Source organism: Streptomyces sp. CB02056, assembly GCF_001905545.1.
GTDB lineage: Bacteria > Actinomycetota > Actinomycetes > Streptomycetales > Streptomycetaceae > Kitasatospora.
Genome location: NZ_LIPD01000008.1, coordinates 154,034 through 179,998, shown reverse-complemented (window position 1 = coordinate 179,998; position 25,965 = coordinate 154,034). Strand labels below are relative to the sequence as shown.

At 75.0% G+C, this 25,965-nt stretch carries 17 protein-coding genes; 12 read left to right on the top strand and 5 right to left on the bottom strand.

What is annotated here, in order from left to right; all coding sequences use genetic code 11:
* The first annotated feature begins 58 nt into the window (after nt 1–58).
* The 5 genes from AMK13_RS23030 to AMK13_RS46435 all read left to right on the top strand — a co-directional run bounded on the left by AMK13_RS23030 (nt 59) and on the right by AMK13_RS46435 (nt 9,423).
* On the top strand, nt 59–1,690 hold the full coding sequence (locus AMK13_RS23030) for a succinic semialdehyde dehydrogenase (protein WP_074003938.1): 1,632 nt from the start codon (nt 59–61) through the stop codon (nt 1,688–1,690).
* Between the two features lie 94 nt (nt 1,691–1,784).
* The gene (locus AMK13_RS23025; RefSeq protein WP_074003937.1) at nt 1,785–3,590 is read left to right on the top strand and encodes a GMC family oxidoreductase; all 1,806 of its coding nucleotides are present in this window, start codon (nt 1,785–1,787) and stop codon (nt 3,588–3,590) included.
* Nucleotides 3,591–3,920: 330 nt separating this feature from the next.
* A complete protein-coding gene (locus AMK13_RS23020) occupies nt 3,921–5,576 on the top strand; it encodes a proline-rich domain-containing protein (protein WP_158077741.1) in 1,656 nt (551 codons plus the stop codon).
* Nucleotides 5,577–6,568: 992 nt separating this feature from the next.
* Nucleotides 6,569–8,164: a glutamine-hydrolyzing GMP synthase gene (guaA, locus tag AMK13_RS23015; protein WP_049659666.1), complete on the top strand. Its 1,596-nt coding sequence runs from the start codon at nt 6,569–6,571 to the stop codon at nt 8,162–8,164.
* A 215-nt stretch (nt 8,165–8,379) separates the two neighbouring features.
* Nucleotides 8,380–9,423 carry a Rieske 2Fe-2S domain-containing protein gene (locus AMK13_RS46435; protein WP_074003935.1) on the top strand — a complete coding sequence of 348 codons (1,044 nt, stop codon included), beginning with the start codon at nt 8,380–8,382 and terminating at the stop codon, nt 9,421–9,423.
* A 24-nt stretch (nt 9,424–9,447) separates the two neighbouring features.
* On the opposite strand, the gene AMK13_RS23005 is transcribed toward AMK13_RS46435, so the two are convergent.
* The gene (locus tag AMK13_RS23005; protein WP_049661234.1) at nt 9,448–9,657 is read right to left on the bottom strand and encodes a hypothetical protein; all 210 of its coding nucleotides are present in this window, start codon (nt 9,655–9,657) and stop codon (nt 9,448–9,450) included.
* Nucleotides 9,654–11,105 (bottom strand): PspC domain-containing protein, encoded by a 1,452-nt coding sequence (locus AMK13_RS23000; protein WP_074003934.1) that lies wholly within the window; start codon nt 11,103–11,105, stop codon nt 9,654–9,656. The genes AMK13_RS23005 and AMK13_RS23000 overlap by 4 nt, the downstream gene beginning before the upstream one ends.
* A 134-nt stretch (nt 11,106–11,239) precedes the next feature.
* Here AMK13_RS23000 and AMK13_RS22995 point away from each other — a divergent pair, with 134 nt between their 5' ends.
* The 3 genes from AMK13_RS22995 (at nt 11,240) to pcrA (ending at nt 16,100) form a co-directional block, all read left to right on the top strand.
* Entirely contained in the window at nt 11,240–12,703 is a 1,464-nt protein-coding gene (locus tag AMK13_RS22995; RefSeq protein ID WP_380717728.1) for a PspC domain-containing protein, read from the top strand.
* Complete coding sequence (locus AMK13_RS22990; protein WP_049658372.1) at nt 12,696–13,373, top strand: LuxR C-terminal-related transcriptional regulator; 678 nt, start codon at nt 12,696–12,698, stop codon at nt 13,371–13,373. Before AMK13_RS22995 ends, AMK13_RS22990 begins: the two co-directional genes overlap by 8 nt.
* Nucleotides 13,374–13,472: 99 nt before the next feature.
* Nucleotides 13,473–16,100, top strand: coding sequence for a DNA helicase PcrA (gene pcrA, locus AMK13_RS22985; RefSeq protein WP_049658374.1), 2,628 nt, complete (start codon nt 13,473–13,475; stop codon nt 16,098–16,100).
* Nucleotides 16,101–16,140: 40 nt separating this feature from the next.
* On the opposite strand, the gene AMK13_RS22980 is transcribed toward pcrA, so the two are convergent.
* Nucleotides 16,141–16,932, bottom strand: coding sequence for a M23 family metallopeptidase (locus tag AMK13_RS22980; RefSeq protein ID WP_074003933.1), 792 nt, complete (start codon nt 16,930–16,932; stop codon nt 16,141–16,143).
* Nucleotides 16,933–17,279: 347 nt separating this feature from the next.
* Between AMK13_RS22980 and AMK13_RS22975 the strand changes: the two genes are divergently transcribed.
* Nucleotides 17,280–17,684, top strand: a complete 405-nt coding sequence (locus tag AMK13_RS22975; RefSeq protein ID WP_049660544.1) for a cobalamin B12-binding domain-containing protein — start codon at nt 17,280–17,282, stop codon at nt 17,682–17,684.
* Between the two features lie 121 nt (nt 17,685–17,805).
* Here the strand turns inward: AMK13_RS22975 and AMK13_RS22970 are convergent, their stop codons facing one another.
* Nucleotides 17,806–19,401, bottom strand: coding sequence for a DUF5691 domain-containing protein (locus AMK13_RS22970; protein WP_074003932.1), 1,596 nt, complete (start codon nt 19,399–19,401; stop codon nt 17,806–17,808).
* A gap of 235 nt (nt 19,402–19,636) precedes the next feature.
* Nucleotides 19,637–20,932 (bottom strand): SWIM zinc finger family protein, encoded by a 1,296-nt coding sequence (locus tag AMK13_RS22965; RefSeq protein WP_049659199.1) that lies wholly within the window; start codon nt 20,930–20,932, stop codon nt 19,637–19,639.
* A 179-nt stretch (nt 20,933–21,111) separates the two neighbouring features.
* On the opposite strand from AMK13_RS22965, the gene AMK13_RS22960 reads away from it, so the two are divergent.
* From AMK13_RS22960 to AMK13_RS22950, 3 genes are all read left to right on the top strand, one after another.
* Nucleotides 21,112–22,194: an ATP-binding protein gene (locus AMK13_RS22960; RefSeq protein WP_049659200.1), complete on the top strand. Its 1,083-nt coding sequence runs from the start codon at nt 21,112–21,114 to the stop codon at nt 22,192–22,194.
* Nucleotides 22,191–24,614: a DUF5682 family protein gene (locus tag AMK13_RS22955; RefSeq protein ID WP_074003931.1), complete on the top strand. Its 2,424-nt coding sequence runs from the start codon at nt 22,191–22,193 to the stop codon at nt 24,612–24,614. Before AMK13_RS22960 ends, AMK13_RS22955 begins: the two co-directional genes overlap by 4 nt.
* A gap of 113 nt (nt 24,615–24,727) precedes the next feature.
* Nucleotides 24,728–25,909: a VWA domain-containing protein gene (locus AMK13_RS22950; protein ID WP_049659290.1), complete on the top strand. Its 1,182-nt coding sequence runs from the start codon at nt 24,728–24,730 to the stop codon at nt 25,907–25,909.
* Nucleotides 25,910–25,965 lie beyond the last annotated feature (56 nt).

Below are 25,965 nucleotides of genomic sequence, written 5' to 3'. Positions count from 1 at the left end.
GCAGATTCTTGTTACCGACGGGTACCGGACCGGCCGCCGAGCGCCTAGGCTGCGCCGTATGTCGGACCTCACAGCAGACGCAGTGGCCACCGAACCCTCCGGCGCCGGCAACCCGGCGGCCCCCGGCGGCGGCCGGACCGTCGCCGCGGCCGTCCCGCCGTCCCTGGTCGCCAGGCTTGCCACCGGCGTCACCGCCACCGGTGAACCCGACCTGGTGGAGACCGTCGCCCCGCTGACCGGCGAACGGCTGGCCAGCCTGCCGCAGTCCACCCCGGCCGACGTCGAGGTCGCCTTCCAGCTGGCCCGCCGCGCCCAGGGGGCCTGGGCCGCGCTGCCGGTGCGCCGCCGCGCCGCCGTCCTGCTGCGCTTCCACGACCTGCTGCTCAAGCGGCAGGACGAGGTGCTGGACCTCGTCCAGGCGGAGACCGGCAAGGCCCGGCTGCACGCCTTCGAGGAGGTGCTGGCCGTCGCCATGGCCGCCCGGCACTACGGGCGGGCCGCGCACGGGTACCTCAAGGACAAGCGGCACGGCGGCGCGCTGCCGGTGCTCACCCACGCCGTCGAGGCCCGCCGCCCCAAGGGCGTGGTCGGCCACATCTCGCCGTGGAACTACCCGCTGGAGCTGTCCGTCGGCGACGCCCTGCCGGCCTTCGTGGCCGGCAACGCGGTGGTCAACAAGCCCGACACCCAGACCGCGCTGACCGCGCTGTGGGCCCGCGAGCTGCTGATCGAGGCCGGACTGCCCGCCGACCTGTGGCAGATCGTGATCGGCGACGGCCCGGTGATCGGCCCCGCCGTGGTGGAGCACGCCGACTACGTCTCGTTCACCGGCTCCACCCGCACCGGCCGCGACGTCGCCCAGCGCGCCGCCGCCCGGCTGGTCGGCGCCTCGCTCGAACTCGGCGGCAAGAACGCCATGCTGGTGCTCGCCGACGCCGACCTCGACGCGGCCGCCGCGGGCGCCGTACGGGCCTGCTTCTCCTCCGCCGGACAGCTCTGCATCTCGATCGAGCGGCTGCTGGTGCACCGCTCGGTGGCCGACGAGTTCCTGGAGCGCTTCGCCGCCCGCACCCGGGCGCTGCGCCTCGGCGGCGGCCTCGCGTACGGCGCGGACATGGGCTCGCTGGTCTCCGCCCGCCAGCTGGAGACCACCGGCCGGCACGTGGAGGAGGCGGTCAAGGCGGGTGCCACCGTGGTGGCCGGCGGGCGCGCCCGGCCGGACCTCGGCCCGCTCTTCTACGAGCCGACCATCCTCGACGGCGTCACCCCGGAGATGGCGGTCTGCGCCGAGGAGACCTTCGGCCCGGTCGTCTCCCTCTACCGCTTCGACACCGAGGAGGAGGCGGTGGCCGCGGCCAACTCCACGCCGTACGGCCTGAACTCCAGCGTCTGGACCAGGGACCTGCGGCGCGGCCGGGCGGTCGCGGCCCGGCTGCGCACCGGCACGGTCAACGTCAACGAGGCGTACGCCGCCGCGTACGGCTCGGTCGGCTCGCCGATGGGCGGCATGGGCGACTCCGGGCTGGGCCGCCGGCACGGCGCGGAGGGCATCCTGCGCTTCACCGAGGCGCAGACCGTCGCGACCCAGCGGCTGATGCCGATCGCGCCCTCGTTCGGCCTGGACGACAAGCAGTTCGCCGCCCTGATGACCGGCGGGCTGCGGGCACTCAAGGCGCTGCGCTTCAAGTAGGCCCCCGCAGACAGGCCCCAGGGCCCCGCACCTGCGGCGGGGCCCGGTTCGCGGTACCCACAGGCAGGTTCACCCGGTGAAGGAGCGGTGGCAGATGGTGCAGTCCGGCGGTGCGGCGGAGTTCGACTACGACGTGGTGGTGGTCGGGTCCGGCTTCGGCGGTTCGGTCGCGGCCCTGCGGCTGACCGAGAAGGGCTACCGGGTCGCCGTCCTGGAGGCCGGCCGGCGCTTCGACCGGGACGAACTGCCCAGGAACTCCTGGGACCTGCCGAACTACCTGTGGGCGCCGGCGCTCGGGCTGTACGGCATCCAGCGGATCCACCTGCTGGCCAACGTGCTGATCCTGGCCGGCGCCGGGGTCGGCGGCGGCTCGCTGAACTACGCCAACACCCTGTACGTGCCGCCGAAGGCCTTCTTCGAGGACCGCCAGTGGCGCCACATCACCGACTGGCAGCAGGAGTTGGCGCCGTTCTACGACCAGGCGCAGCGGATGCTCGGGGTCCGGCTCAACCCGACCCTCACCCCCTCCGACGTCCACCTCAAGGCGGCCGCCGAGCGGATGGGCGTCGGTGACACCTTCCACATGGCGCCGGTCGGGGTCTTCTTCGGCGACGGCGAGGACACCGACGGCACCGCCAAGGCGGCCCCCGGGAGCGAGGTCGCCGACCCGTACTTCGGCGGTGCCGGCCCGGCCCGCAAGGCCTGCGTGGAGTGCGGCGAGTGCATGACCGGCTGCCGGCACGGCGCCAAGAACATGCTCACCGAGAACTACCTGTACCTGGCCGAGCGGGGCGGGGCGGAGATCCACCCGCTCACCACGGTGGCCCGGATCCGGGAGATCGAAGGGGCCGACGGGAGCGGCGGCTACGCGGTGGACGTGCGCCGCACCGACGCGCGGTCGAGGACCGACCGGGTGAAGGCGGGCGCGCGGACCGTCACCGCGGCCCGGGTGGTCGTCGCGGCCGGCACCTACGGCACCCAGTCGCTGCTGCACCGGATGCGGGACGGCGGCCACCTGCCCCGGATCTCGGCGCGGCTGGGCGAGCTGACCCGCACCAACTCCGAGGCCCTGGTGGGCGCGCAGACCACCGACCGGCGCTACGGCGGCAAGGCGGACTTCACCAAGGGCGTGGCGATCACCTCCTCGATCCACCCGGACGCCAACACCCACATCGAGCCGGTCCGCTACGGCAAGGGCTCCAACGCGATGGGCGCGCTGTCCATCGCCCAGGTCAGGGGCGGTGGGGCGGTCCCGCGCTGGCTGCGCTACCTGGGCAACATGGCGCTCCACCCGGTGACCTTCGCCCGCTCGATGAACCAGCGCCGCTGGTCCGAGAAGACGATCATCGGCCTGGTGATGCAGTCGCTGGACAACTCGATCACCGTCTCGCTGAAGAAGGGCCCGCTCGGCAAGGCCCGGCTCACCTCCGGCCAAGGCCACGGCGAACCCAACCCGACCTGGATCCCGGCGGCGGAACAGGGCGCCCAGGCGCTGGCCGACGAGATCAACGGCTTCCCGGGCAGCACCGTCGGCGAGATCTTCGACATCCCGATGACGGCGCACTTCCTCGGCGGCTGCCCGATCGGCGACGCCCCCGAGACCGGCGTGGTGGACCCGTACCACCGGCTGTACGGCTATCCCGGGATCAGCGTGGTGGACGGTTCGGCCGTCTCCGCCAACCTGGGCGTCAACCCCTCGCTCACCATCACCGCCCAGGCCGAGCGCGCCATGTCGATGTGGCCGAACAAGGGCGAGGCGGACCAGCGCCCGGCCCAGGGCGCGGAGTACCTGCGGGTGGCGGCGGTGGCGCCGGCCCGGCCGGCCGTGCCCGAGGGCGCGTTCGGCGCGCTGCGGCTGCCGCTGCTGCCCGTCCCGGAGGTCCCGAAGAAGCGCGGCTGAGACCGGCCCGACGGGCCAATCCGCCTGCCCCGGTTCCCGGTTGACATCCGTTCGGGTCCGATGGGATAAACGGGCTCCCTGGAGCGGCCAGGGACTCGTCGAGCGGGGGGAACGCGGGCCATGGCCAACTGCACATCGTGCGGGGCGACTTCGGAGGAGGGGGCGCCCGCCTGCGGGTCGTGCGGTCGGCCGTTCGCGCCCCCTGCCCCGGTGGCCGCCGCCCCGCCCGCCGCCCAGCCCGTCCCACCGCCTCCGCCGGGTTCGGCTCCGCCCGTCCCGCCGCCGTACGGACCGCAGCCCGGGTACGGACCCCAGCCGGGGTACGGGCCGGTGGCCGCCGTCCCGCCCGCCCTGGGCAGCTGGGGTGCCGGGCAGGAGTACGACAAGCAGCCCGCCTTCCAGCGCCTGCTGACCGCCGCGGACTGGCGCCCGGCCGTCAAGGTCGCCGTCGCGCCGACCCTCGTCCTGCTGGCCGTCGCGCTGATCGCGGCGATCCCGAGCGACTACCAGTACGAGTACCGGTTCCAGTCGGCCGGCTTCGGCGAGCGCTTCGGCTCGGCGGTGTCGATGGCCCTGAACGCCCTCGGCGCACCGTTCCGGCTCGGCTACCAGAGCCCGCTGGGCCACGACCGGACCGACCGGCTGGAGATCGCCCTCCGGGTGCTGCCGATGACCGTCACCGTCCTGTGGTGCCTGGCGCTCTGGCTCGGCCTGCGGGCCGGGCTGCGCCGGCGCAAGGCCGTGGTGGGCCAGCTCACCCGGGGCCAGGCCGCCGCCGAGGCGCTGCGCACCGCCCTGGTCCTCGCGGCGGTGAGCGGACTGCTCGGGCTGCTCGGCGGCACCGAATGGAACCCCTCGGGCCGCGCCGCGAAACCCGACTACTTCGGCGACTTCGGCTCCGGCGCCCAGAAGTCCGGTCAACCGCTGATCACGGCGGGCTCCGGCTGGCTGGAGGCGGTCGCCTGGACCGCGGTGCTGGCCGGCCTGCTGGCCTTCCTCGTCCACGGCACCGACGCGCTGCGCTGGGCCGCCTGGCGCAGCCGCGCGGTGCGCGGCTGGGCGGTGTCCGCGCTGGCCGCCGGCCAGGCGCTGGCGGTCACGGTCGGGCTGTCCTCGGTGACGGCCTTCGTCCTGGTCGCGGCCACCAGCGAGAGCGGGGCGCAGACCGGGATCTCGCTGGCCTTCCTGCCCAACCTCGGCCTCAACCTGCTCGGGTTCGGCTCGGGGGCGACCTTCCGGGCGCACTCCGGCCTGTCCGGCAGCGACGGCTCCCGCGGCGACTCCTCCTGGGGCGACCGCAGCAGCGAGACCGACTTCTCCTTCTTCGACCTGCACGACCTGACCGGCGACTGGCGCTGGGCCGGGCTGCTCGCGCTCGTCTCGGCGGCCCTGCTCGGCCGGGTGGCGTTCCGGCGGCGGCTGGACTCGGCCGACCGGCTGCGCCTGGCCGCCGTGCACGCCGGGGCGCTCACCCTGCTGATGACGGTCTCCGGCGTGCTGATGACGCGGACCACGTCCAGCTCGGGCTGGATCGGCTCGGCGCGGATGGAGATCTCCCAGGAGGAGTCGGGCGGGCTGGCCTTCGTGAGCGTGCTGGTGGCCAACGCGGTCTGGGCGCTGGCCGGCGCGCTGCTGGTGCCGCCGCTGCTGGCGGCCTTCCGCGGCCGGGGCGCGGGTGCGCCGCAGGGCGCCGTGCCGTACGCCGAGTCCCCGTTCGCCCCGGGGCGGGGCACGGTGCCCCATCCGGCGGTGCCGCCGCAGGTGCCGTACGCGACGCCGCCGTACGGCGTTCCGGCCCAGGGGGTGCCGCCGCAGGCCGACGCGCCGCAGGACGCGCCGTTCGCCCCCGGCGGCGGGGTGAGCGAGGTGCTCGGCTCGCACGAGGAGCCGCCCGCCCCGACCGGCGGGACGCCGGTGCCCGGCGCGGTGCCGCCGCCCCCGGCCGAGGAGCCGGTCGACCCGAGCGTGTGGCGCGAGCACCCCTGAGCGGGTGCCCCGTACGGGCACCCCTGAGGAAAGGGCAAAGGGCCCCGCGGGGGAACGGGGCCCTTTGTCGTTCAGCACTCGGCGTCAGGGCCGCGCCGGTGCTGGGGTGACGGCGCCGGGGGAGGAGCGCCGTCGGGTCGGTCGGCTTCGGGGCGCGCCGCGCGGCTCCGGCGTGGGTGGCCGGCCGCGCGGGGCGCGCACGCCCGTGCGCGGTGGCTCGGCGCACAGGTCTGCGCCGGTCCTACGCTCACGGAGCGTGAACTGAGGAACCGCGGCCGCCTTCCGTGGCGCGGCTGCGGAGAACGCCGTCGCGGGCCCCCTCGGTGAGCCGTGAGGCGCCGGGAGAACCGCGTACAACGAGCATCGTGCTGGACGGAGGGCTCGCTCTGCAACCGGTTCGGCACAGTTCGGCACAGAGCATTTCCTGCCGGGGCCGCCGTCGATGATCACGGTGCGTAGTGGTCTGGATGGTTGTGGCGCACGGGGACGCGCGTAGCGGCGCGGGGCGGAGGGGGGAGTGCGCCCGGGCGCGCACCGCACCGGACCGGGGGTGCGACGGCCGGCCCCGGGCGTCCCCGGACTCCGGCCGTCCCACCTCTCGGCCCAGTCGCGGCCGGGGTCGCTGTCCCCTGCTGGCCGGCCGCGGCACCCGCGCACGGTCCCACGGTGCCGCCGCCCGGCGGGCCGGGCGGCGGCACCACGTGCGCCGGTGGACTGGGATGGAACTCCACGCGTGGTCCTGCTGCCGTACGGCGGTGCCCCCGCGGGGGCGGGCGGCGCGTCTGGCGGACGCGGCGCGGCCGTACGTTCGTAGGAAGCAACGAACCGCCGCCCCGCCCGGTCACGGTCGTTCGGACGGGCAGACGAGTGAAACCGGACAGCCCGGTAGAATCGGTGTCCAGACACCCCACACCGTCCGCCGCAGCCGCAGCCCCCCTGCCGGGGAGGCGGTCACGCGCGGGCACCTCGATACCGCTGCCGGAAGGCCGTCTGTGTCCTCTGCAATTCCCGTCCAGTCCGCGCCGGACAACGACCCCGTTCTGGTGGTCGACTTCGGCGCCCAGTACGCCCAGCTCATCGCCCGTCGGGTGCGTGAGGCGCGGGTCTACAGCGAGATCGTGCCGAGCAGCATGCCGGTCGCCGAGATGCTCGCCAAGAACCCCAAGGCGATCATCCTCTCCGGCGGCCCGTCGTCGGTCTACGAAGAGGGCGCGCCGCAGATCGACCGCGCGATCTTCGAGGCCGGTGTCCCGGTCTTCGGCATGTGCTACGGCTTCCAGCTGATGGCCAAGACCCTCGGCGGCACCGTCGACAACAACGGCGCCCGCGAGTACGGCCGCACCCCGCTGACCGTCTCCCGCAGCGGCTCCACCCTGTTCGAGGGCGTCCCGGCGCAGCACTCGGTGTGGATGTCGCACGGCGACGCCTGCTCGGCCGCCCCGGAGGGCTTCGCCGTCACCGCCTCCACCGACCTGGTCCCGGTCGCGGCCTTCGAGAACGACGAGGCCCGGCTGTACGGCGTCCAGTACCACCCCGAGGTGCTGCACTCCGACCACGGCCAGCAGATCCTGGAGCACTTCCTCTACCGCGGCGCCGGCATCGCCCCCACCTGGACCACCGGCAGCGTGGTCGAGGAGCAGGTCGCCCTGATCCGTGAGCAGGTCGGCGACAAGCGCGCCATCTGCGGCCTGTCCGGCGGCGTGGACTCCGCGGTCGCGGCCGCGCTGGTCAACCGCGCCATCGGCGACCAGCTGACCTGCGTCTACGTCGACCACGGCCTGATGCGCAAGGGCGAGACCGAGCAGGTCGAGAAGGACTTCGTGGCCGCCACCGGCGTCCAGCTGAAGGTCGTCGACGCCTCCGAGCGCTTCCTGAACGCGCTGAAGGGGGTCACCGACCCCGAGGAGAAGCGCAAGATCATCGGCCGCGAGTTCATCCGCGTGTTCGAGCAGGCCCAGGCCGAGATCATCGCCGAGGCCGGCGAGCACGGCGAGTCGGTCGACTTCCTGGTCCAGGGCACCCTGTACCCGGACGTGGTGGAGTCCGGCGGCGGCGAGGGCACCGCCAACATCAAGTCCCACCACAACGTCGGCGGCCTGCCCGAGGACCTCCAGTTCCAGCTGGTCGAGCCGCTGCGCAAGCTGTTCAAGGACGAGGTCCGGATGGTCGGCCAGGAGCTGGGCCTGCCGGAGGAGATCGTCCAGCGCCAGCCGTTCCCGGGCCCGGGCCTGGGCATCCGGATCGTCGGCGAGGTCACCAAGGAGCGTCTGGACCTGCTCCGCGACGCCGACGCGATCGCCCGCGAGGAGCTGACCGCGGCCGGTCTGGACCGCGAGATCTGGCAGTGCCCGGTCGTGCTGCTCGCCGACGTCCGCAGCGTGGGCGTGCAGGGCGACGGCCGCACCTACGGTCACCCGATCGTGCTGCGCCCGGTCTCGTCCGAGGACGCCATGACCGCCGACTGGTCGCGCCTGCCGTACGACGTGCTGGCGAAGATCTCCACCCGGATCACCAACGAGGTCCGCGACGTGAACCGCGTCGTCGTCGACGTCACCAGCAAGCCGCCGGGCACCATCGAGTGGGAGTGACCCCTCCCACCGGCCGCCGGGGCGCTTCCTCGTCCTGAGGCCGATGCCTGAACGGCCGCGCCGTCGTTCCCGTACTGAAGGGAGCGACGGCGCGGCCGTTTCGCGGTGCGGGCGCCGCTCTCCGGGAGGGACCTCCCACCGAAAGCGGTCGGGAGCGGGCAGAATGCGGACCGGACCTGTCAGGGAGTGGCGGGCGGCGAGGGAAGGTGTGAGGGATGTCGGAGGCCAGCAACCCGGTGCCGGCCGGTGGGGGAGCGGCCGGCCGGGCCGCCCGGGCGGCGCAGCGGAGGGCGCTCGCGTCCAGGTACGCGCTGCTGCCCCTGCGGCTCTTCCTCGGCGTCACGTTCGTCTATGCCGCCCTCGACAAGCTCTCCGACGCCCACTTCCTGGCCGGAGCGGGCGACCCGGCCTCCTTCGTCTCGCAGACCCAGGCCGCCAAGGCGGGCGGCAGCCCGATCTCCTTCCTGCTCGGCCCCGCCCTCGACCACCCGACCCTGTTCGCGCTCGCCATCGCCTTCGGCGAGCTGGCGGTGGGCCTCGGCACCCTGGTCGGCCTCTGGGGCCGGGCCGCCGCGCTCGGCGGCGCCCTGCTCAACCTCAGCCTGTGGCTGACCGTCAGCTGGAGCGTCTCGCCGTACTACCTCGGCAACGACCTGGCCTACCTGATGGCCTGGACGCCGCTGCTGCTGGCCGGCACGCCGTACCTGTCGGTGGACGGCTACCTGGCCCGCCGGGCCGGGCGGGACCGCGAGCGCGGGCTGGGCGAGGACCACGTCAAGCGCCGGGCCCTGGTGGACGGCGGGATCGCGGCCGTCGCGATCGGCGGGGCCGGGCTGCTCACCGGCTCGCTGACCCGCACCTTCGGCCGGGACCGGACGGCCGCGCCCAAGCAGTCGGCGGCCCCGGCCTCCGGCGCCCCGGCCCCCGGTGCCCCGGCCGCCACCGCCCCGGCCCCCGCGGTGCCCGCCGCGAGCGTGCCGGTCGGCGGCTCGGCCCAGGTCAAGGACCCGGCCACCGGGGACGCCGTCTACATCGTCCAGCCCAAGGCCGGCCAGTACTGCGCCTTCTCCGCCGTGTGCACCCACGCGGGCTGCGCCGTGGACGCGCCGAAGAACGGCCAGCTGTACTGCCCCTGCCACGGCTCCCGGTTCGACGCCGCGACCGGTGCGGTGGTCAACGGGCCGGCGGTCAAGCCGCTGCCCAGGTACGCCGTCAGCAAGGACGGGGACCGGCTGACCCTGGGCCCGCAGCAGAGCTGACGCCCTAGGGTCGGGCGGGGCGGGTCACTCCTCGCGGTCGGGCCGGCCGCGCCGGGCCACCGCCGCGACCGCGCCGGCCAGGCCGCCGACGCCGAGCACGATGAAGGTGACCGGGATGACGATCCGCCCGTTCACCGACTGGTCGTTGAGCGCCGCGACCAGGTAGAGCACGGCGATCACCGTGAACAGCGCGCCCGCGATCAGCGAGAACAGGTCGAGCCGGTGCTTCCTCACTGCTGGACCACCTTGATGTTGCCGAGCCCGATCCCGAGTTCGAGATTGAGGGTCCCCTTGGCCGGCTGCCCGTTGGCAGGGCCGATCAGGTAGGTGTGCCGCCCGGTGCCGTCGCTCCGGTCACCGGGGAGGGCGACGTTGCCGAGGCCGATCCGGGTCACCAGGTTCACCGTCACGTCGTCCGGCACGGTGACGGTCATGTCGCCGACGCCGAGGTCGACCTTGGTGGCGAGGGCGGCCCCGGCCGGGTCGAGTCCGGACAGGTCCAGCCTGATCTCCCCGGCGCCCAGGTTGTACCGGTCGTGCAGGTCGGACGCCGAGGCGACGGTCCAGGCGCGGTCGCCCACCGCGTCGCGCACGGAGTCCGGCGAGTGGCCGACGAAGGCCAGCGCCAGGGTGAGCAGCAGACCGGTCACCGCCAGCCGCCGGGCCCGGCCGAACTTCGCGCCGACCAGCAGCGTCAGGCCCACCACCAGCAGCGCGGTGGCCAGCACCGTCGCGCTCAGCACGGTGGGGTTGTGGCCGCGGTCGACGGAGGCGGACCAGACCGCGGCGGCGGCGCCGATCGCCAGCAGGAAGCCGAAGAAGCCGAGTGCCGAGCGCTCCCGGGGGCGCCGTGCGGCGGCGGCCTCGGGGCGGCGCTTCGCGCCCTCCTTGCGCAGCGGGTCGCCCTCCGGCAGGTCGGCGCGCTGCCACCAGGGCTGGGCCGGGGTGCCGGCCGGCGGCACCGGGGTGCCGTACGGCGGGGTCGGCGTGCCGTGGGGCGGGGTCGGGGCGGCCGGGGCGGTGGCCCCGTACGGGTTGCGCTCCGGGTGGCGCGGGTCCCACAGGTAGCCGCCGGCGCCGTCGGCGGGGGCCTTCCCGGCGGCCCGGGCGGCCCCGTCCTGTTCCGGCCGCGGCCAGCGGTAGGCCCCGGCACCGTCCGCGGCGGTGCCGCCGGTGCCCTCGGACCCGGGGAAGTGGCGGTCGTACGGGCCGCCGTTCCGGTGCTCGCGCCCCCGGCCCCGGCGGCGGTCCGGGTCGTAGCGCACCGCCAGGAAGACCAGGGCGGCGAGCAGCAGCAGCGGGAACAGCTGGCCGCCGTCACCCATCGAGGAGAAGAAGACCCCGGTGCCGATCACGGTCAGCAGCACCGCGCCGACCGACTGGCCGTCCACCCGCCCGGTGAGCACCCGCTGGAGCTCGGTGCGCCCGCCGCGGCCCTTGGCCCCGTCGTCGGTCGGGACGATCAGCCAGGCCAGGCCGTACAGGAACAGCCCGAGGCCGCCGGAGAGGCAGAGCACCACCGTGACGACCCGGAAGACCACCGGGTCGATGTCCAGGTGCCGGCCGAGGCCGCCGCAGACGCCGGCCACCACGCGGTGGTGCTCGGTCCTGGTCAGTGGCGGGCGGTCCGGTTCCGGCGGGGCGGCGGGCCCGGTTTCCTCGATGCGGGGGTCCTCGGTCATGGACACCATCCTTCCGGCAGAGGACCGCCCGGCCCAACCGGGTCGAGCCCTGTCCGTACCCTGACTTGTCCCTGATACGGGATGGGGACACACCCTGATGCGCCCGCGGGTGCCCGCGTGGAACCATCGGTGGCGTGGCAGCCCCCGGTACCGATCCCCGATCCATCGCCCCCGACACCGCGTCGTCGGCCGGCGCCGACCCGAGCGCGCCCGACGACGGGCGGCCGCCCTACCGCCGGCTCTACCGCAGCCCGCAGGGACGGATGCTGGGCGGCGTCGCGCACGGCCTGGCGGTGCACCTCGGGCTGCCGGTGCGGTGGGTGCGGATCGCCTTCGTCGTGCTGTTCTTCGCGCAGGGGATCGGCGCGCTGCTGTACGCCGCGTTCTGGTTCGTGGTGCCGATCGGCATCGGCGAGCCCTCGCAGCGCGCCGGCGCCCAGTGGGTGTACTTCAACGGGGCGTTCGTCCCGGCCTCGCCGGGGGTGCAGGGCGGCCTGCTGAGCAAGGCCGGCCAGGCCGGCGGCTGGGTGGGCCGGATGCGCCGGCTGCTCCAGCTCACCCTGCAGGGCGAGCCGGTGGGCGCCCCGGCGGAGGGGGAGGAGGCCGAGTCGGCCGGCAAGGCCGGGCAGGGCGGTCTCGGCCAGCTCGCCGCCCTGGTGATGACGGTGGTCGGCGTGATCGCCCTGCTCAACGTGCTCGGCTGGCAGACCGCCAAGCCGTACACCTGGCCGCTGCTGGCGATCGGCGTCGGCGTGGCGCTGGTCTGGCGGCAGGCCGACGACTCGCGCTGGCAGCGCTGGTTCGGCATCGAGGAGGGCGAGAAGCGGCGCGGCGCCTACACCCGGGTCGGCGCCGGCGTGCTGCTCGCGGTCGCGGGCACCATCGCGCTGCTCGCCATGCAGGGCAGCGGCTCCACCCTCGCCTCGGTGATCGAGGCCTCGCTCGCCGTGCTGGCCGGTGTGCTGGTGCTGCTCGGCCCGTACGGCCTGCGGCTCTGGCAGGACCTCGGGGCCGAGCGCACCGCCCGCATCCGGGCCCAGGAGCGCGCCGAGATCGCCGCGCACATCCACGACTCCGTGCTGCACACCCTGACCCTGATCCAGCGCCGGGCCGAGGACCCCAAGGAGGTGCTGCGGCTGGCCCGCTCGCAGGAGCGCGAGCTGCGGCTGTGGCTGTACCGCCCGGAGGCCGCCGCCGAGGCCGCGCCGGACACCATGGCGGAGAGCCTGCGGGCCGCCGTCGCCGAGGTCGAGGACCGGCACGGCGTCCCGGTCGAGCTGGTGATCGTCGGCGACTGCCCGATGGACGAGCGGATCGCGGCCCAGATGCAGGCCGCGAGGGAGGCGACCGTCAACGCGGCCAAGTACGGTGGCGGGGGACCGGTCCAGGTCTACGCCGAGGTCGAGGGGAGGACGGTGTCGGTGTTCGTCCGCGACCACGGCCCCGGCTTCGACCCCGACACGGTGCCCGAGGACCGGATGGGCGTACGGGAGTCGATCATCGGCCGGATGAAGCGCAACGGCGGCACCGCACGGGTGCGGCCGGCGGCGGGCGGCGGCACCGAGGTCGAGCTGGAGATGGAGAGAACGAATGACTGAGGCAGCTCCGGAGCGCACGGCCCGGGTCGTGCTGGTGGACGACCACCGGATGTTCCGGACGGGGGTCAGGGCCGAGATCGGCCGCACCGAGGTGACCGGCATCGACGTGGTCGGCGAGGCCGACGACGTGGACTCGGCGGTCCGGGTGGTCGCCGAGACCAGGCCGGACGTGGTGCTGCTCGACGTCCACCTGCCGGGCGGCGGCGGCGTCGAGGTGCTGCGCCGCTCGGTCGGGGTGATGGGCGAGCAGGGCGGGGTGAAGTTCCTGGCGCTGTCGGTGTCGGACGCCGCCGACGACGTCATCGGCGTCATCCGCGGCGGCGCGCGCGGCTACGTCACCAAGACCATCACCGGCACCGACCTGGTGAACGCGATCTTCCGGATCGCCGACGGCGACGCGGTGTTCTCGCCCCGGCTGGCCGGTTTCGTGCTGGACGCCTTCGCCGCCACCGACACCCCGCCGGTGGACGAGGACCTGGACCGGCTCACCCAGCGCGAGCGCGAGGTCCTGCGGCTGATCGCCCGCGGCTACGCCTACAAGGAGATCGCCAAGCAGCTCTTCATCTCGGTGAAGACGGTCGAGAGCCACGTCTCCGCCGTCCTGCGCAAGCTCCAGCTCAGCAACCGCCACGAGCTGACCCGCTGGGCCACCGCCCGCCGCCTGGTCTGAGGCACCCCGGCGTCCTGGGGCGCCGCCACGGAGCCCGCCCGCCCCGGATCGTCCGGGGCGGGCGGGCTTGTCGGTGGGTGGCCATAGACTCGATGTGCCATGAGTAGCCTCTTTGACGACCTTCCGCTCCCCGGTTTCGAGGCACCCGCCGCCGGGTCGAAGCAGCCCGACGCGCCCGTCGACGCCATCGGTGAGGAGCCCCCGCCGTACGAGGAGGAGGCCCCGTACGACGCGTACGAGGAGGCCATCCCGGACGGCCTGTTCCAGACCGACCACGCCGCCGAGGCGGAGCGGGACGCCTGGTACCGCAACGGTGCCGCGCGGACGGTGGTGGACCCGGCGCAGCTGCTGGAGGGGATGAACGACCCGCAGCGCGAGGCGGTGCTGCACGCGGGATCGCCGCTGCTGATCGTGGCCGGCGCCGGCTCGGGCAAGACCCGGGTGCTGACCCACCGGATCGCCCACCTGCTGGGCGCCCGCGGGGTGCAGCCGGGGGAGATCCTGGCGATCACCTTCACCAACAAGGCGGCCGGCGAGATGCGCGAGCGCGTCGAGGCGCTGGTCGGCCCGCGCGCCCGGGCGATGTGGGTCTCCACCTTCCACAGCGCCTGCGTGCGCATCCTGCGTCGCGAGTCCAAGCAGCTGGGCTTCACCTCCAGCTTCTCGATCTACGACTCGGCCGACTCGCAGCGGCTGATGTCGCTGGTCTGCCGCGACCTCGACCTGGACCCGAAGCAGTACCCGCCGAAGTCGTTCACGGCGAAGGTCAGCAACCTCAAGAACGAGCTGATCGACGAGGAGACCTTCGCCGACCAGGCCGCCAACCCGATGGAGAAGAAGCTCGCCGAGGCGTACGCGCTCTACCAGCGGCGGCTGCGCGAGGCCAACGCGCTGGACTTCGACGACATCATCATGACGACGGTGAACCTGCTGCAGGCCTTCCCCGACGTCGCCGAGCACTACCGGCGCCGGTTCCGGCACATCCTGGTCGACGAGTACCAGGACACCAACCACGCCCAGTACATGCTGGTCCGGGAGCTCAGCGGAGGATCCGTCGCCGCCGCGCCCAGGCGCACCGTGGACGGGGAGCTGGTGAACCCGGCGGCCGGGCGGCTGGCCGAGGTGCCGCCGGCCGAGCTGTGCGTGGTCGGTGACGCGGACCAGTCGATCTACGCCTTCCGCGGCGCGACCATCCGCAACATCCTCCAGTTCGAGGAGGACTACCCGAACGCGACCACGATCCTGCTGGAGCAGAACTACCGCTCCACCCAGACCATCCTGAGCGCCGCCAACGCCGTCATCGAGCGCAACGCCAACCGCCGCGAGAAGAAGCTCTGGACGGCCGGGGACCACGGCGAGAAGGTCGTCGGCTACGTCGCGGACGACGAGCACGGCGAGGCCCAGTTCATCGCCGACGAGATCGACCGGCTCACCGACAAGGGCGAGGCCAAGCCCGGCGACGTCGCGATCTTCTACCGGACCAACGCCCAGTCCCGCGTGTTCGAGGAGGTGTTCATCCGGGTCGGCCTGCCGTACAAGGTGGTCGGCGGGGTGCGCTTCTACGAGCGCAAGGAGGTCCGGGACGTCCTGGCGTACCTGCGGGTGCTCTCCAACCCGGAGGACACCGTGCCGCTGCGCCGGATCCTCAACGTGCCCAAGCGCGGCATCGGCGAGCGGGCCGAGGCGATGATCGACGCGCTGGCCTCGCGGGAGCGGATCTCCTTCGCCCAGGCGCTGGTGCGGGTCGACGAGGCGTACGGGATGGCCGCGCGCTCGGCCAACGCCGTCAAGAAGTTCAACACCCTGATGGCCGGACTGCGCCAGGTGGTCGAGTCGGGCGCGGGCCCGGCGGCGGTGCTGGAGGCCGTCCTGGAGGAGACCGGCTACCTGGCCGAGCTCCAGGCCTCCACCGACCCGCAGGACGAGACCCGGGTGGAGAACCTCCAGGAGCTCGCCTCCGTCGCCCTGGAGTACGAGCAGGACCCGGGCGAGCGGCCGGACGCCGACGAGGAGGGCACGCCGCCGGTCGGCTCGCTGGCCGACTTCCTGGAGCGGGTCGCGCTGGTCGCCGACTCGGACCAGATCCCGGACGACGACGAGGACGGGCAGGGCGTCATCACGATGATGACCCTGCACACCGCCAAGGGCCTGGAGTTCCCCGTCGTCTTCCTGACCGGCATGGAGGACGGGATCTTCCCGCACATGCGGGCGCTCAACCAGGTCAAGGAGCTGGAGGAGGAGCGCCGGCTCGCGTACGTCGGGCTCACCCGGGCCCGCGAGCGGCTGTACCTGACCCGCTCGGTGCTGCGCAGCGCCTGGGGGCAGCCGGCCTACAACCCGGCCTCGCGGTTCCTGGAGGAGATCCCGGAGACGCTGGTGGAGTGGAAGCGCACCGGGGCGGCCCAGGCGCCGGTCCAGCGCGGCTACTCCTCGGGCTCGTCCTGGGGCAAGTCCTCCTCCGGGGGCGGGAGTTCGCGTTCCTCCTCGTCGGCCGCGGCGGCCAAGCCGAAGGCCGGCTGGGGGCAGTCGGCGCGGCGCGGCGGCCAGCTGGTGGAGCGCGAGGCGGTCTCGCTCGCGGTCGGCGACCGGGTCACCCACGACAGCTTCGGGCTGGGCACGGTGGTGGCCGTCACGGGCGTCGGCGACCGGGCGCAGGCCACCGTCGACTTCGGCACCGACGGGCGCAAGCAGCTGCTGCTGCGCTACGCGCCGGTGGAGAAGCTCTGAGCGGCGGAGCGGCTCTGCCCCGCGGAGCTGCTCCGACCCGCTAGCGCGGGTCCAGCCCGTTCGAGAGGAGCCAGGGCAGCGGGTCGATCGGCCCGTTGCCCTGCGGCCGGATCTCGAAGTGCAGGTGCGGGCCGGTGCTGTTGCCGCTGCTGCCGACGAAGGCGATCACGTCGCCCTGCTTCACCGGGCCCTTGCGCACCTTGTACGCCCGCAGGTGGCAGTACCAGGCCTCGGTGCCGTCGGGCATCTTGAGGATCGTCATGTAGCCGTAGAACGGGTTCCACTGGGTGCGGATCGTGCCGTCGGTCACGGCGTAGACCTCGGAGCCGCCGTCCACCGGGAAGTCGATGCCGGTGTGCCGGTTGGCCCAGTGGGTGCCGGCCTCGCCGAACAGTTCACCGAGGCCGTGCCGGGCGACCGGCATGACCACCGTGGGCTTCACCGGTTCGGGGGCCGGCTCGGCGGTGGGCTGCGCGGTGGGGGCCTCGGTGGGCTGGGCGCCGGCCAGCGGCTGGCGGGCGTCGCCGCGCGAGGCCTGGGCCGGTGCGCCGGCCGCGAGCGCCTGGGTCGCCGCGTGCGCGGCCGCGGTGTCCGGCGCCGTGGCCTGCGGCGTCCGTCCGGCGGCCTGGGCGCGCTGCTGGTCGGCCTCCCCCTGCACGGTGACCGCCGCGGCGGCGGCCACCCCGAGCGCGGCCACCGACGGCAGCGCGACCCGGAACAGGGCCGTCCGGGTGGCCGCCTTGGCGGCGCCGCGGCGCTGGGCACGGGACTGCTCGCGGGCGGCGAGGCGCAGCTCCGCGCGGGTCGGACGGGCGGCTGCATCGGGAGCCATCGGGGGCTGCCTCCTCGGTGGGCCTCGGGCGTCGTCGGACGAGGGGAGAACAGCCGTGACTGTAGTCCCAAGGGCAGCCGTGACTGTAGTCCCAAGGACGACGCCCCGGAAAAACCTCCGGATGTCAAGGGGTCGGCCGGGGGGTCTGTGCGGAGGTTGCGGGAAGGACGGGTATACCCGCTGGTAGCAAGGCCCGGAGCTGTGACTTTGCCCTCCTCTTCGGGGGCGGCGCGGTCAACCGTGCCGGGTGGCGCTAACCTCCCCTCAGGTTGGTTATCGACCGTTAACCGCGCCGGCGGCCCACGAGGCCCGGTCGGATGGTGGACGACGAGGTCCAGGAGGCAGTCATGAGTGTGTCGGGGCCGATCCGTGTGGTGGTCGCCAAGCCCGGGCTCGACGGTCACGACCGTGGTGCCAAGGTCATCGCGCGAGCCCTGCGCGACGCCGGTATGGAGGTCATCTACACCGGACTGCACCAGACGCCCGAGCAGGTCGTCGACACCGCGATCCAGGAGGACGCGGACGGCATCGGGCTGTCGATCCTCTCCGGTGCCCACATGACGCTGTGCGCCCGGGTGCTGGAGCTGCTGAAGGAGCGCGACGCGGAGGACATCAAGGTCTTCTGCGGGGGGATCATCCCGGACGAGGACATCGCCGAGCTCAAGGCGCTGGGCGTCGCGGACATCTTCACCCCGGGCACGCCGACCCGGGACGTGGTCGCCTGGGTCGAGTCGAACCTGCGGGCCGGCTGAGCCACGGCGCGTCGAGCGGGCCGGCCCTCCCAGGGGCCGGCCCGCTCCGTCGTCTCCGTCGTCTCCGTCGTCTTCGTCGTCTTCGTCGTCTCCGGAGGCGTACCGCGGGCCCGGCCCGCCCTCAGCCCGCCAGCTCCGCGAGCATCGCCGCCCGGAAGCGCAGGGTGCCGGCCAGCCGGGAGAAGGTCTCGGACCACGCGGAGTCCGGGGCGGCCCCGGCGGCCAGCTCCTCCACCGCGGCGGCCGTCTCCGGGGCGAGCGCGCGCTCCGTCATCCCGAGCACCCCGCTGTGGCTCCACGGGTACGCCCCGGAGGCCGCCGCCCGGGCCAGGGCGGTCACCACGGCGGTGGACAGCGGCGGCGTCCACGGGGTGGCGCAGGCGCCGAGCAGCTGGAAGGCCTCGCCCAGCCCGTGCACCGTGATGAACGCGGCCGTCCAGACCGCCCGCTCCTCCGGCGGGAGGACGGCCAGCAGCTTGGCCGGGGCGCCGGTGGTGCGCAGCGCGCGGGTCCGGGCGCCGCGCCCGGACGGGACCGGGGCCGGGCCGAGCAGCGCCCGGGCCCAGTCGGCGTCCTGCTGGCGGACGGCGGCCCGCGCCCAGGCCTCCCGCAGGTCGTCGGCCCAGCTGCTGCTGGTCTCGTCGATGCTGTCGCCGACCCGCAGGGCGAGCAGCTGCCCGGGCGTCAGCCCGGTGCTCTCCGGCCACAGCGACAGCGGTGCGGCGGCCACCAACTCGCCGAACCACCAGGCCCGTTCACCGCGCCCGGTGGGCGACTTGGGGGCGATCCCGTCGCGCTGCATCTGCGCGTCGCACGCGGTGGGCGGGGTGACCAGCAGGTGCGTGCCGGTGTCGGCGAGCCGGACGGCGGCCCGCGCCCGCTCGGCCATCCGGCGGGCCAGCGCGGAGCCGGGCAGGGTGGAGAGCAGCTCGGCGGCGGTGGCCCGGACGTTCTTGCTGCGGTCGCCGAGGGCGGCCTCCAGGAACGGTTCGTCGGCGGGGGAGAGGCCGTCCTGGAGGGCGTCCAGGAAGAGCAGGCGGTCCTCGGCGCGCTCGGTGGACCAGGTGCCGCGCAGCAGCTCCAGGCCGGCCGCGGGATCGCGGCGGCGCAGCTGCGTGAGGTGGGTGACCCGTTCGGCGAACAGGCCCTCGTGCCAGAGCCGGTCGTCCGTGGGCCGCTGCGGCGGCTCGGGGGCGGTGGTGCGCAGCACGAACCGCCAGTCGGGGTTCTGCTCGGCCAGCCAGCGGCCCGGCGGACCGGCCAACGCCACGGCGTCGGAGCGCAGTTCGCTGCGGGCGCGGGCGGCGTCGAGCAGGCCGGGTATCAGCGCGGCGGGCGGGCGCAGGCCGCTCGCCCGGGCGGTGGCGAGCCACTGCGGCAGCAGCTCGGACAGGTTGGCCAGGGTGCCGCCGGCGCCGGTGCCGCCGCCGGTGCGCCCCGAGAGCAGGACGGCCAGCCGGCGGGCGGCCGGCTCGGGCAGCTCCGGGCGGGTGTCCTCGGCCGCGGGCGGGCCGGGCGGCCCGTCGGCCGGTACGGGCAGCGCGCCGGCCCGGCGGCGGACGGCGGCCAGCGCGGCCAGCTCCAGCAGGGCGGTGGCCGGATCGCCCTGGTCCACGGCGTCGGCGAGCGGCAGGGCGGTGGCCGGGAGCGGACGGCGGTCGGTGCCGAGCAGGGCGCTGGCGTGCAGGGTCTCCCACGGGTCCTGGGTGATCGTCATTCCTGGTGCTCCTGGGCGTGTCTTGTGGGTTTTGTCGGATCAGGGCGCGGCGTTGGGGTGCGTGCATCGCAAGGCGGAGGAGGGAGTCACTGCGGTGGGGGCACCTCCCGGCCGAAGGCTGGGGGCCATTGGCGACCGACGACAACGCGGCGAGGTGCGTTTGTGCCCTGGGGGTACCTCCCGGCCGAAGGCTGGGGGAGCGTCGCGCGCCCGGCAGGGATCCACAAGACACGCCCTAAACGTTGGTGAGGCCGACCGGGCGCTGGTCGGCGGCCCAGGCCGTGACCGGGGCGAAGCCCTGGTGGCCGTACTCGCCGAAGACCGTCAGCGGGCGGCCGGTGGAGACCGCGGCCAGCCGCCACAGCGCGGCCTCCGGGACGGCCGAGGCGCGGACCGGCACGGTGTGGTGGCCGTCCGTCAGGAACCAGCCGTCCGGGGTGCGGACCGGGACGACGTCGCCGAGCACGGTGGGCCGGCTCTCCAGCCACGGGTCGTCGGCGACGGCGGTGCCGTAGCCGGCCACCGCCTCGGCGACGGTGAGCCCGGCGGGCGGGCCGGCGGGGCCCGGCTCGGGGGCGCCGTAGCGCTCGCGGAGGTCGGCGCGCAGCGGGTGGGCGGCGGGGAAGTAGGCGAGGTCGGCCTCGACCAGGCGGCCGGTGGGCAGGGCGAGGGCGGGGGCCTGGCCCTGGTGGCCGAAGGAGAGCAGCAGGGCCGGGCGGCCGGTCTTGGCGCCGCGCAGCCAGACCCGGCGGGTGGTGAGCCGCTCGTCCGTGGTGTCCCGGGTGCCGAGGACCAGCCAGCGGTCGCGGACGGTGGGGCCGGCCGTGCCGGGGTCAGCGGGGAAGCCGACCCGGGTGCGGACGGTGGCGGCCAGTTCGGCCGGCAGTTCGTCCATCCGGGTGGCGGCGGTGGCGAGCAGGTGCAGCATGGCGTACTCCTCCAGCAGCCGCTCCTGCGGCAGCGCGTCCAGTTCGCGGACCCGGGCGGCCAGGCCGGGGGCCTGCGCGTCGACCATCCGGGCGGCGACCTCCTCCCAGGGGCCGGCGGTGGACTGGTCGGCCAGGCCGTGCCGGACCCGGTCGGCCAGCCGCAGCCGCAGCTCGGCGGCGCCGACCGCGACCTTGGCGCCGCGCTTCTCGAGCCGGCGCCGGGTGGCCTCCGGGTCTTCCTCCTTCTTCTCCGCGCGCTTCTCGGCGCGCTCCTGGCGGGAGGCGAGCCACTCGGAGACCCAGTCGGCGGGCTCGCCGGCCGGGACGGCCGCCGGGGTGCCGCTCCACAGCAGGAGGAGCCCGAGCGCGTGCTTGCACGGGAACTTCCGGCTGGGGCAGGTGCACTGGTAGGCGGGCGTGGCGAGTTCGATCGCGGTGCGGTACGGCGTGCGGCCGCTGCCCTTGCACTCGCCCCAGAGCGCGGTGCCGTCGGTGCCGGTGCCGGACCACGGCGCGGGCGCGGAGAGCTTCCCCGCGGCCTTCTGCGAGGCGGCGTCAGGTGCCAGGGACAGGACGTGTTCGGTGCTCCAGCGTTCCTCCATGCGACCGACCGTAGGCGGCGGCACTGACAGTGGCTGACGGCCCGTCCGCGGCCCCCGGCGGGTTGTCAGTGGCTCGGTGCAGGGTTGGTTCCACAGGCCGGGACGCCGACCTGGCTCCCCCCGATCACCACTCCGCCCGGGGCACCCGTGTGCCCGGCGGCCGACCCGAAGGAGCCCCCATGACCGACGTTCTGCGGCAGCACGCCGAGGACGCGTTCGCCGGTGAACTGGCCGCGCTGGCCGCGCAGGACGACCGTCCGCGCCCCGAGCGCTGGAAGCTCTCGCCGTGGGCCGTGGCGACGTACCTGCTCGGCGGCGAACTGCCCGACGGCACCCGGATCACCCCCAAGTACATCGGCCCGCGCCGGATCGTCGAGGTCGCCGTGACGACCCTGGCGACGGACCGGGCGCTGCTGCTGCTCGGCGTGCCGGGCACCGCGAAGACCTGGGTGTCCGAGCACCTGGCCGCGGCGATCAGCGGCGACTCCACGATGCTGGTGCAGGGCACGGCCGGCACCCCCGAGGAGGCCGTCCGCTACGGCTGGAACTACGCCCAGCTGCTCACCAACGGGCCCAGCCGGGACGCCCTGGTGCCCTCGCCGCTGATGCGGGCGATGGCCGACGGGAAGATCGCCCGGGTCGAGGAGCTCACCCGCATCCCGGCCGACGTGCAGGACAGTCTGATCACCATCCTGTCCGAGAAGACGCTCCCGATACCGGAGTTGGGCGCCGAGACGCAGGCCGTGCGCGGCTTCAACGTGATCGCCACCGCCAACGACCGCGACCGCGGCGTCAACGAGCTGTCCAGCGCGCTGCGCCGCCGCTTCAACACCGTGGTGCTGCCGCTGCCGGGCTCGCTGGACGAGGAGGTCGACATCGTCACCCGGCGGGTCGGCCAGCTCGGCCGCTCCCTGGACCTGCCCGAACTGCCCGGCGGCGCCGAGGAGATCAGGCGCGTGGTCACCGTCTTCCGCGAGCTGCGGGCCGGGATCACGGTGGACGGCCGGACGAAGGTCAAGACCCCGAGCGGCACCCTCTCCACCGCCGAGGCGATTTCGGTGGTGACCAACGGGCTCGCGCTGGCCGCCCACTTCGGCGACGGCGTGCTGCGGGCCGGGGACGTGACGGCCGGCATCCTCGGCGCCGTCGTCCGCGACCCGGTGGCGGACCGGGCCGTCTGGCGCGAGTACGTCGAAGGAGTGGTGCGCGAGCGCGACGGCTGGAAGGACTTCTACCGCGCCGCCCGCGAGGTGACCGTATGACGAGCCCCGAGGTCGCCCTGCTGGGCATCCGCCACCACGGCCCCGGTTCGGCCCGGGCGGTGGCCGCCGCGCTGGCGCAGTGGCGGCCGGACGCGGTGCTGATCGAGGGCCCGCCGGAGGCCGACGCGATCGTCCACCTAGCGGCCGAGAAGGACCTGGTCCCGCCGGTGGCGCTGCTCGCCCACGCGGTGGACGACCCGGCGAAGGCCGCCTTCTGGCCGTACGCCGAGTTCTCCCCGGAGTGGGTGGCGATCCGGCACGCCGTGGACCACGACCTGCCGGTCCGCTTCATCGACCTGCCCGCCGCGTACGGCTTCGCGCCCGCCGAGCCCGTCGGTCCCGCCGTTCCTGCCGAGGACGGTGAGGCCGGCGACGCCGAGGAGGACGACGCCGAGGAGGCCGGCGCCGACCCGGTCGCCGACCCGCTGGCGCTGCTCGCCGAGGCGGCCGGGCACGACGACGCCGAGCGCTGGTGGGAGGACGTGGTCGAGCACCGCGCGCCCGGCACCGACGCGCTGGCGCCGTTCGCCGCCGTCGCCGAGGCGATGGGCGCGCTGCGCGCCGAGGGCCTCGGCGAGTCCCGCCGGGACCTGCTGCGCGAGGCGTACATGCGCCAGCAGATCCGTGCCGCCCGGCGCGCCGGGCACCTGCGGATCGCCGTGGTCTGCGGGGCCTTCCACGTCCCCGCGCTGGAGCGGATGCCCACCGTCGCCCACGACCGGGCGCTGCTCGCCGGGCTGCCGAAGAAGGTGCGCACGGACATCACCTGGGTGCCGTGGACGCACCGCCGGCTCTCCCAGGCCACCGGCTACGGCGCGGGCGTGCAGTCGCCCGGCTGGTACCACCACCTGTTCACCACCGACGGGGACCCGGTGCCGCGCTGGCTCACCCGGGCCGCCGACCTGCTGCGCGCCGAGGACCACCCGGTCTCCTCCGCGCACGTGATCGAGGCGGTCCGGCTCGCCGAGACCCTGGCCGTGCTGCGCGGCCGCCCGCTCGCCGGGCTGACCGAGACCCTGGACGCCGTGCGCGCGGTGCTCTGCGAGGGCTCGGACGTCGCACTGGAGCTGGTCCGGGACCGCCTGGTGGTCGGCGACGCGCTCGGCGAGGTCCCGGACGCCGCACCGGCGGTGCCGCTCCAGCGCGACCTGACCCGTTTGCAGCGCTCGCTGCGGCTCAAGCCCGAGGCCGCGCCGAAGGACGTCGACCTCGACCTGCGCAAGGAGAACGACGCGGCCCGCTCCCGGCTGCTGCACCGGCTGCGGCTGCTGGGCGTGGACTGGGGCGTGCCCGCGCGCTCCTCGGTGAACTCGACCGGGACGTTCCGGGAGAGCTGGCGGCTGTGCTGGCAGCCCGAGTTCGCGGTCCGGATCGCCGAGGCCGCCCAGTGGGGCACCACGGTCGAGGAGGCGGCGGCCAACAAGGCCGTCGGCACCGCCCGGGCCGCCGAGGAACTCGCCGAACTGACCGGCCTGGTGGAGACCTGCCTGCTGGCCGGGCTGTCCGGCGCCCTGCCCGCGGTGATGCGGGTGCTCGCCGACTGCGCGGCCCTGGACACCGACGTCGCGCACCTCGCGGGCGCGCTGCCCGCCCTGGTCCGGGCGCTGCGCTACGGCGACGTGCGCGGCACCGACCACGGCGCGCTGGCCGGGGCGGCCTCGGGCCTGGCCGAGCGGATCTGCGTCGGGCTGCCGCCCGCCTGCGTCGGCCTGGACGCCGAGGGCGCGGCGACGATGCGCGGCCGCCTCGACGAGGTGCACGGCGCGATCGGCCTGCTGGCCGCCGATCCGGGCACCGCCGCCGACACCGCTGCCGCCACCGCCTCCGACGCCGTGCCGGAGCCCGACGGCCTGGCCGGCCTGGCCGGCCTGGCCGGCCTGGCCGGCCTGGCCGACCGCTGGGCCGCCGCCCTGGGCTCGCTGGCCCGCCGCGAGCCGGCCGGCGGACCGGCCACCGGAGCCCCCGGGCTGCTGCGCGGCCGGGCCGTGCGACTGCTGCTGGACGACGGCCGGCTCGACTCCGAGGAGGCCGGCCGCCGGCTCCGGCTGGTGCTCTCCGTCGCCAACGCCCCGGCGGACGCGGCCGGTTGGGTCGAGGGCTTCCTGACCGGCGGCGGCGCCCTGCTGCTGCACGACCCGCGGCTGCTCGCCCTGCTGGACGAGTGGCTGACCGGGGTGGGCGACGAGGTCTTCACCGACGTCCTGCCGCTGCTGCGCCGCACCTTCGCCGCCCTGGAGGCGGGCGTGCGCACCACCATCGGCGGCCGGGTCGCGGCCGGTCCGCTCGACGAGCTCCCGGCCGTCCGGGCCGAGGCCGGCGAGCTGGACCGGGCCCGCGCCGACGCCGCCGTCCCCGTGGTGGCCCTGCTGCTCGGGATCCGTCCGACGATCCCCCGGCAGGCCGCCGGCCGGGACACCTGACCCCCGGCCCACGACCCCCGGCCCGTGCGCCCCACCCGTGACACCCGACACCCAAGACACCCGACACCCACGACACCCGACCCATGACGCCCGACCCGGCGAAGGAGGACGAGATGGCAGCGCCCACGACCGACGAACGGCTGCGCCGCTGGCGGCTGGTGCTCGGCGGTGAGGCCGACGGCACCGGCTGCACCCTGCGCGGCCGCGACGCCGCGATGGACGGCGCCCTCGGCGCGCTCTACCGCGGCGCCCCCGAGGAGGGCGCCCGGGCCGCCCGCGGCGGCCGCCGCAGTGCCGGGCTGGGCGGCTCGGCCCCGCAGGTGGCCCGCTGGCTGGGCGACATCCGCACGTACTTCCCGTCCACCGTCGTGCAGCTGATGCAGCAGGACGCGATCTCCCGGCTCGGCCTGGACCGGCTGCTGCTGGAGCCGGAGATGCTGGAGGCCGTCGAGCCGGACGTGCACCTGGTCGGCACCCTGCTGTCGCTCAAGCACGCGCTGCCCGAGACCACCCGGGAGACCGCCCGGGCGGTGGTCGGCAAGGTGGTCGCCGACCTGGAGCGCCGGCTCGCCGACCGCACCCGGGCCACCCTCGGCGGCGCCCTCGACCGCAGCGCCAAGGTCAACCGGCCCCGCCACCGCGACATCGACTGGGACCGCACGATCCGGGCCAACCTGAAGAACTACCTGCCCGAGCACGGCACCGTCGTCCCCGAGCGGCTGGTCGGCTACGCCCGCGCCCAGCGCGCCGTGAAGAAGGACGTCATCCTCTGCGTCGACCAGTCCGGCTCGATGGCGCCCTCGGTCGTCCACTCGGCGGTCTTCGGCGCGGTGCTCTCCTCGATGCGCACCCTGGACACCCGCCTGGTCGTCTTCGACACCTCGGTGGTCGACCTCACCGAGCAGCTCACCGACCCGGTCGACGTCCTGTTCGCCACCCAGCTCGGCGGCGGCACCGACATCAACCGCGCGCTCGCCTACTGCCAGTCGAGGATCACCCGGCCCTCCGAGACCGTCGTGGTGCTGATCAGCGACCTGTACGAGGGCGGCATCCGGGACGGCATGCTCAAGCGGGTCGCCGCGATGAAGGCGGCCGGCGTCCAGTTCATCGCCCTGCTGGCGCTCTCCGACGAGGGGGCCCCGGCGTACGACCACGCGCACGCCGCCGCCCTGGCCTCGCTCGGCGCCCCGGCCTTCGCCTGCACCCCGGACGCGTTCCCGGAGATCATGGCGGCGGCCATCGAGAAGCGCCCGATCCCGCGGGGCCTGATCAGGGGGGCCGACCAGGGGGCGTGAGGAATTCACCCGGACGCGCTAATCCGCGCGATCGGCGGACCGGCCGTCCACCCCGT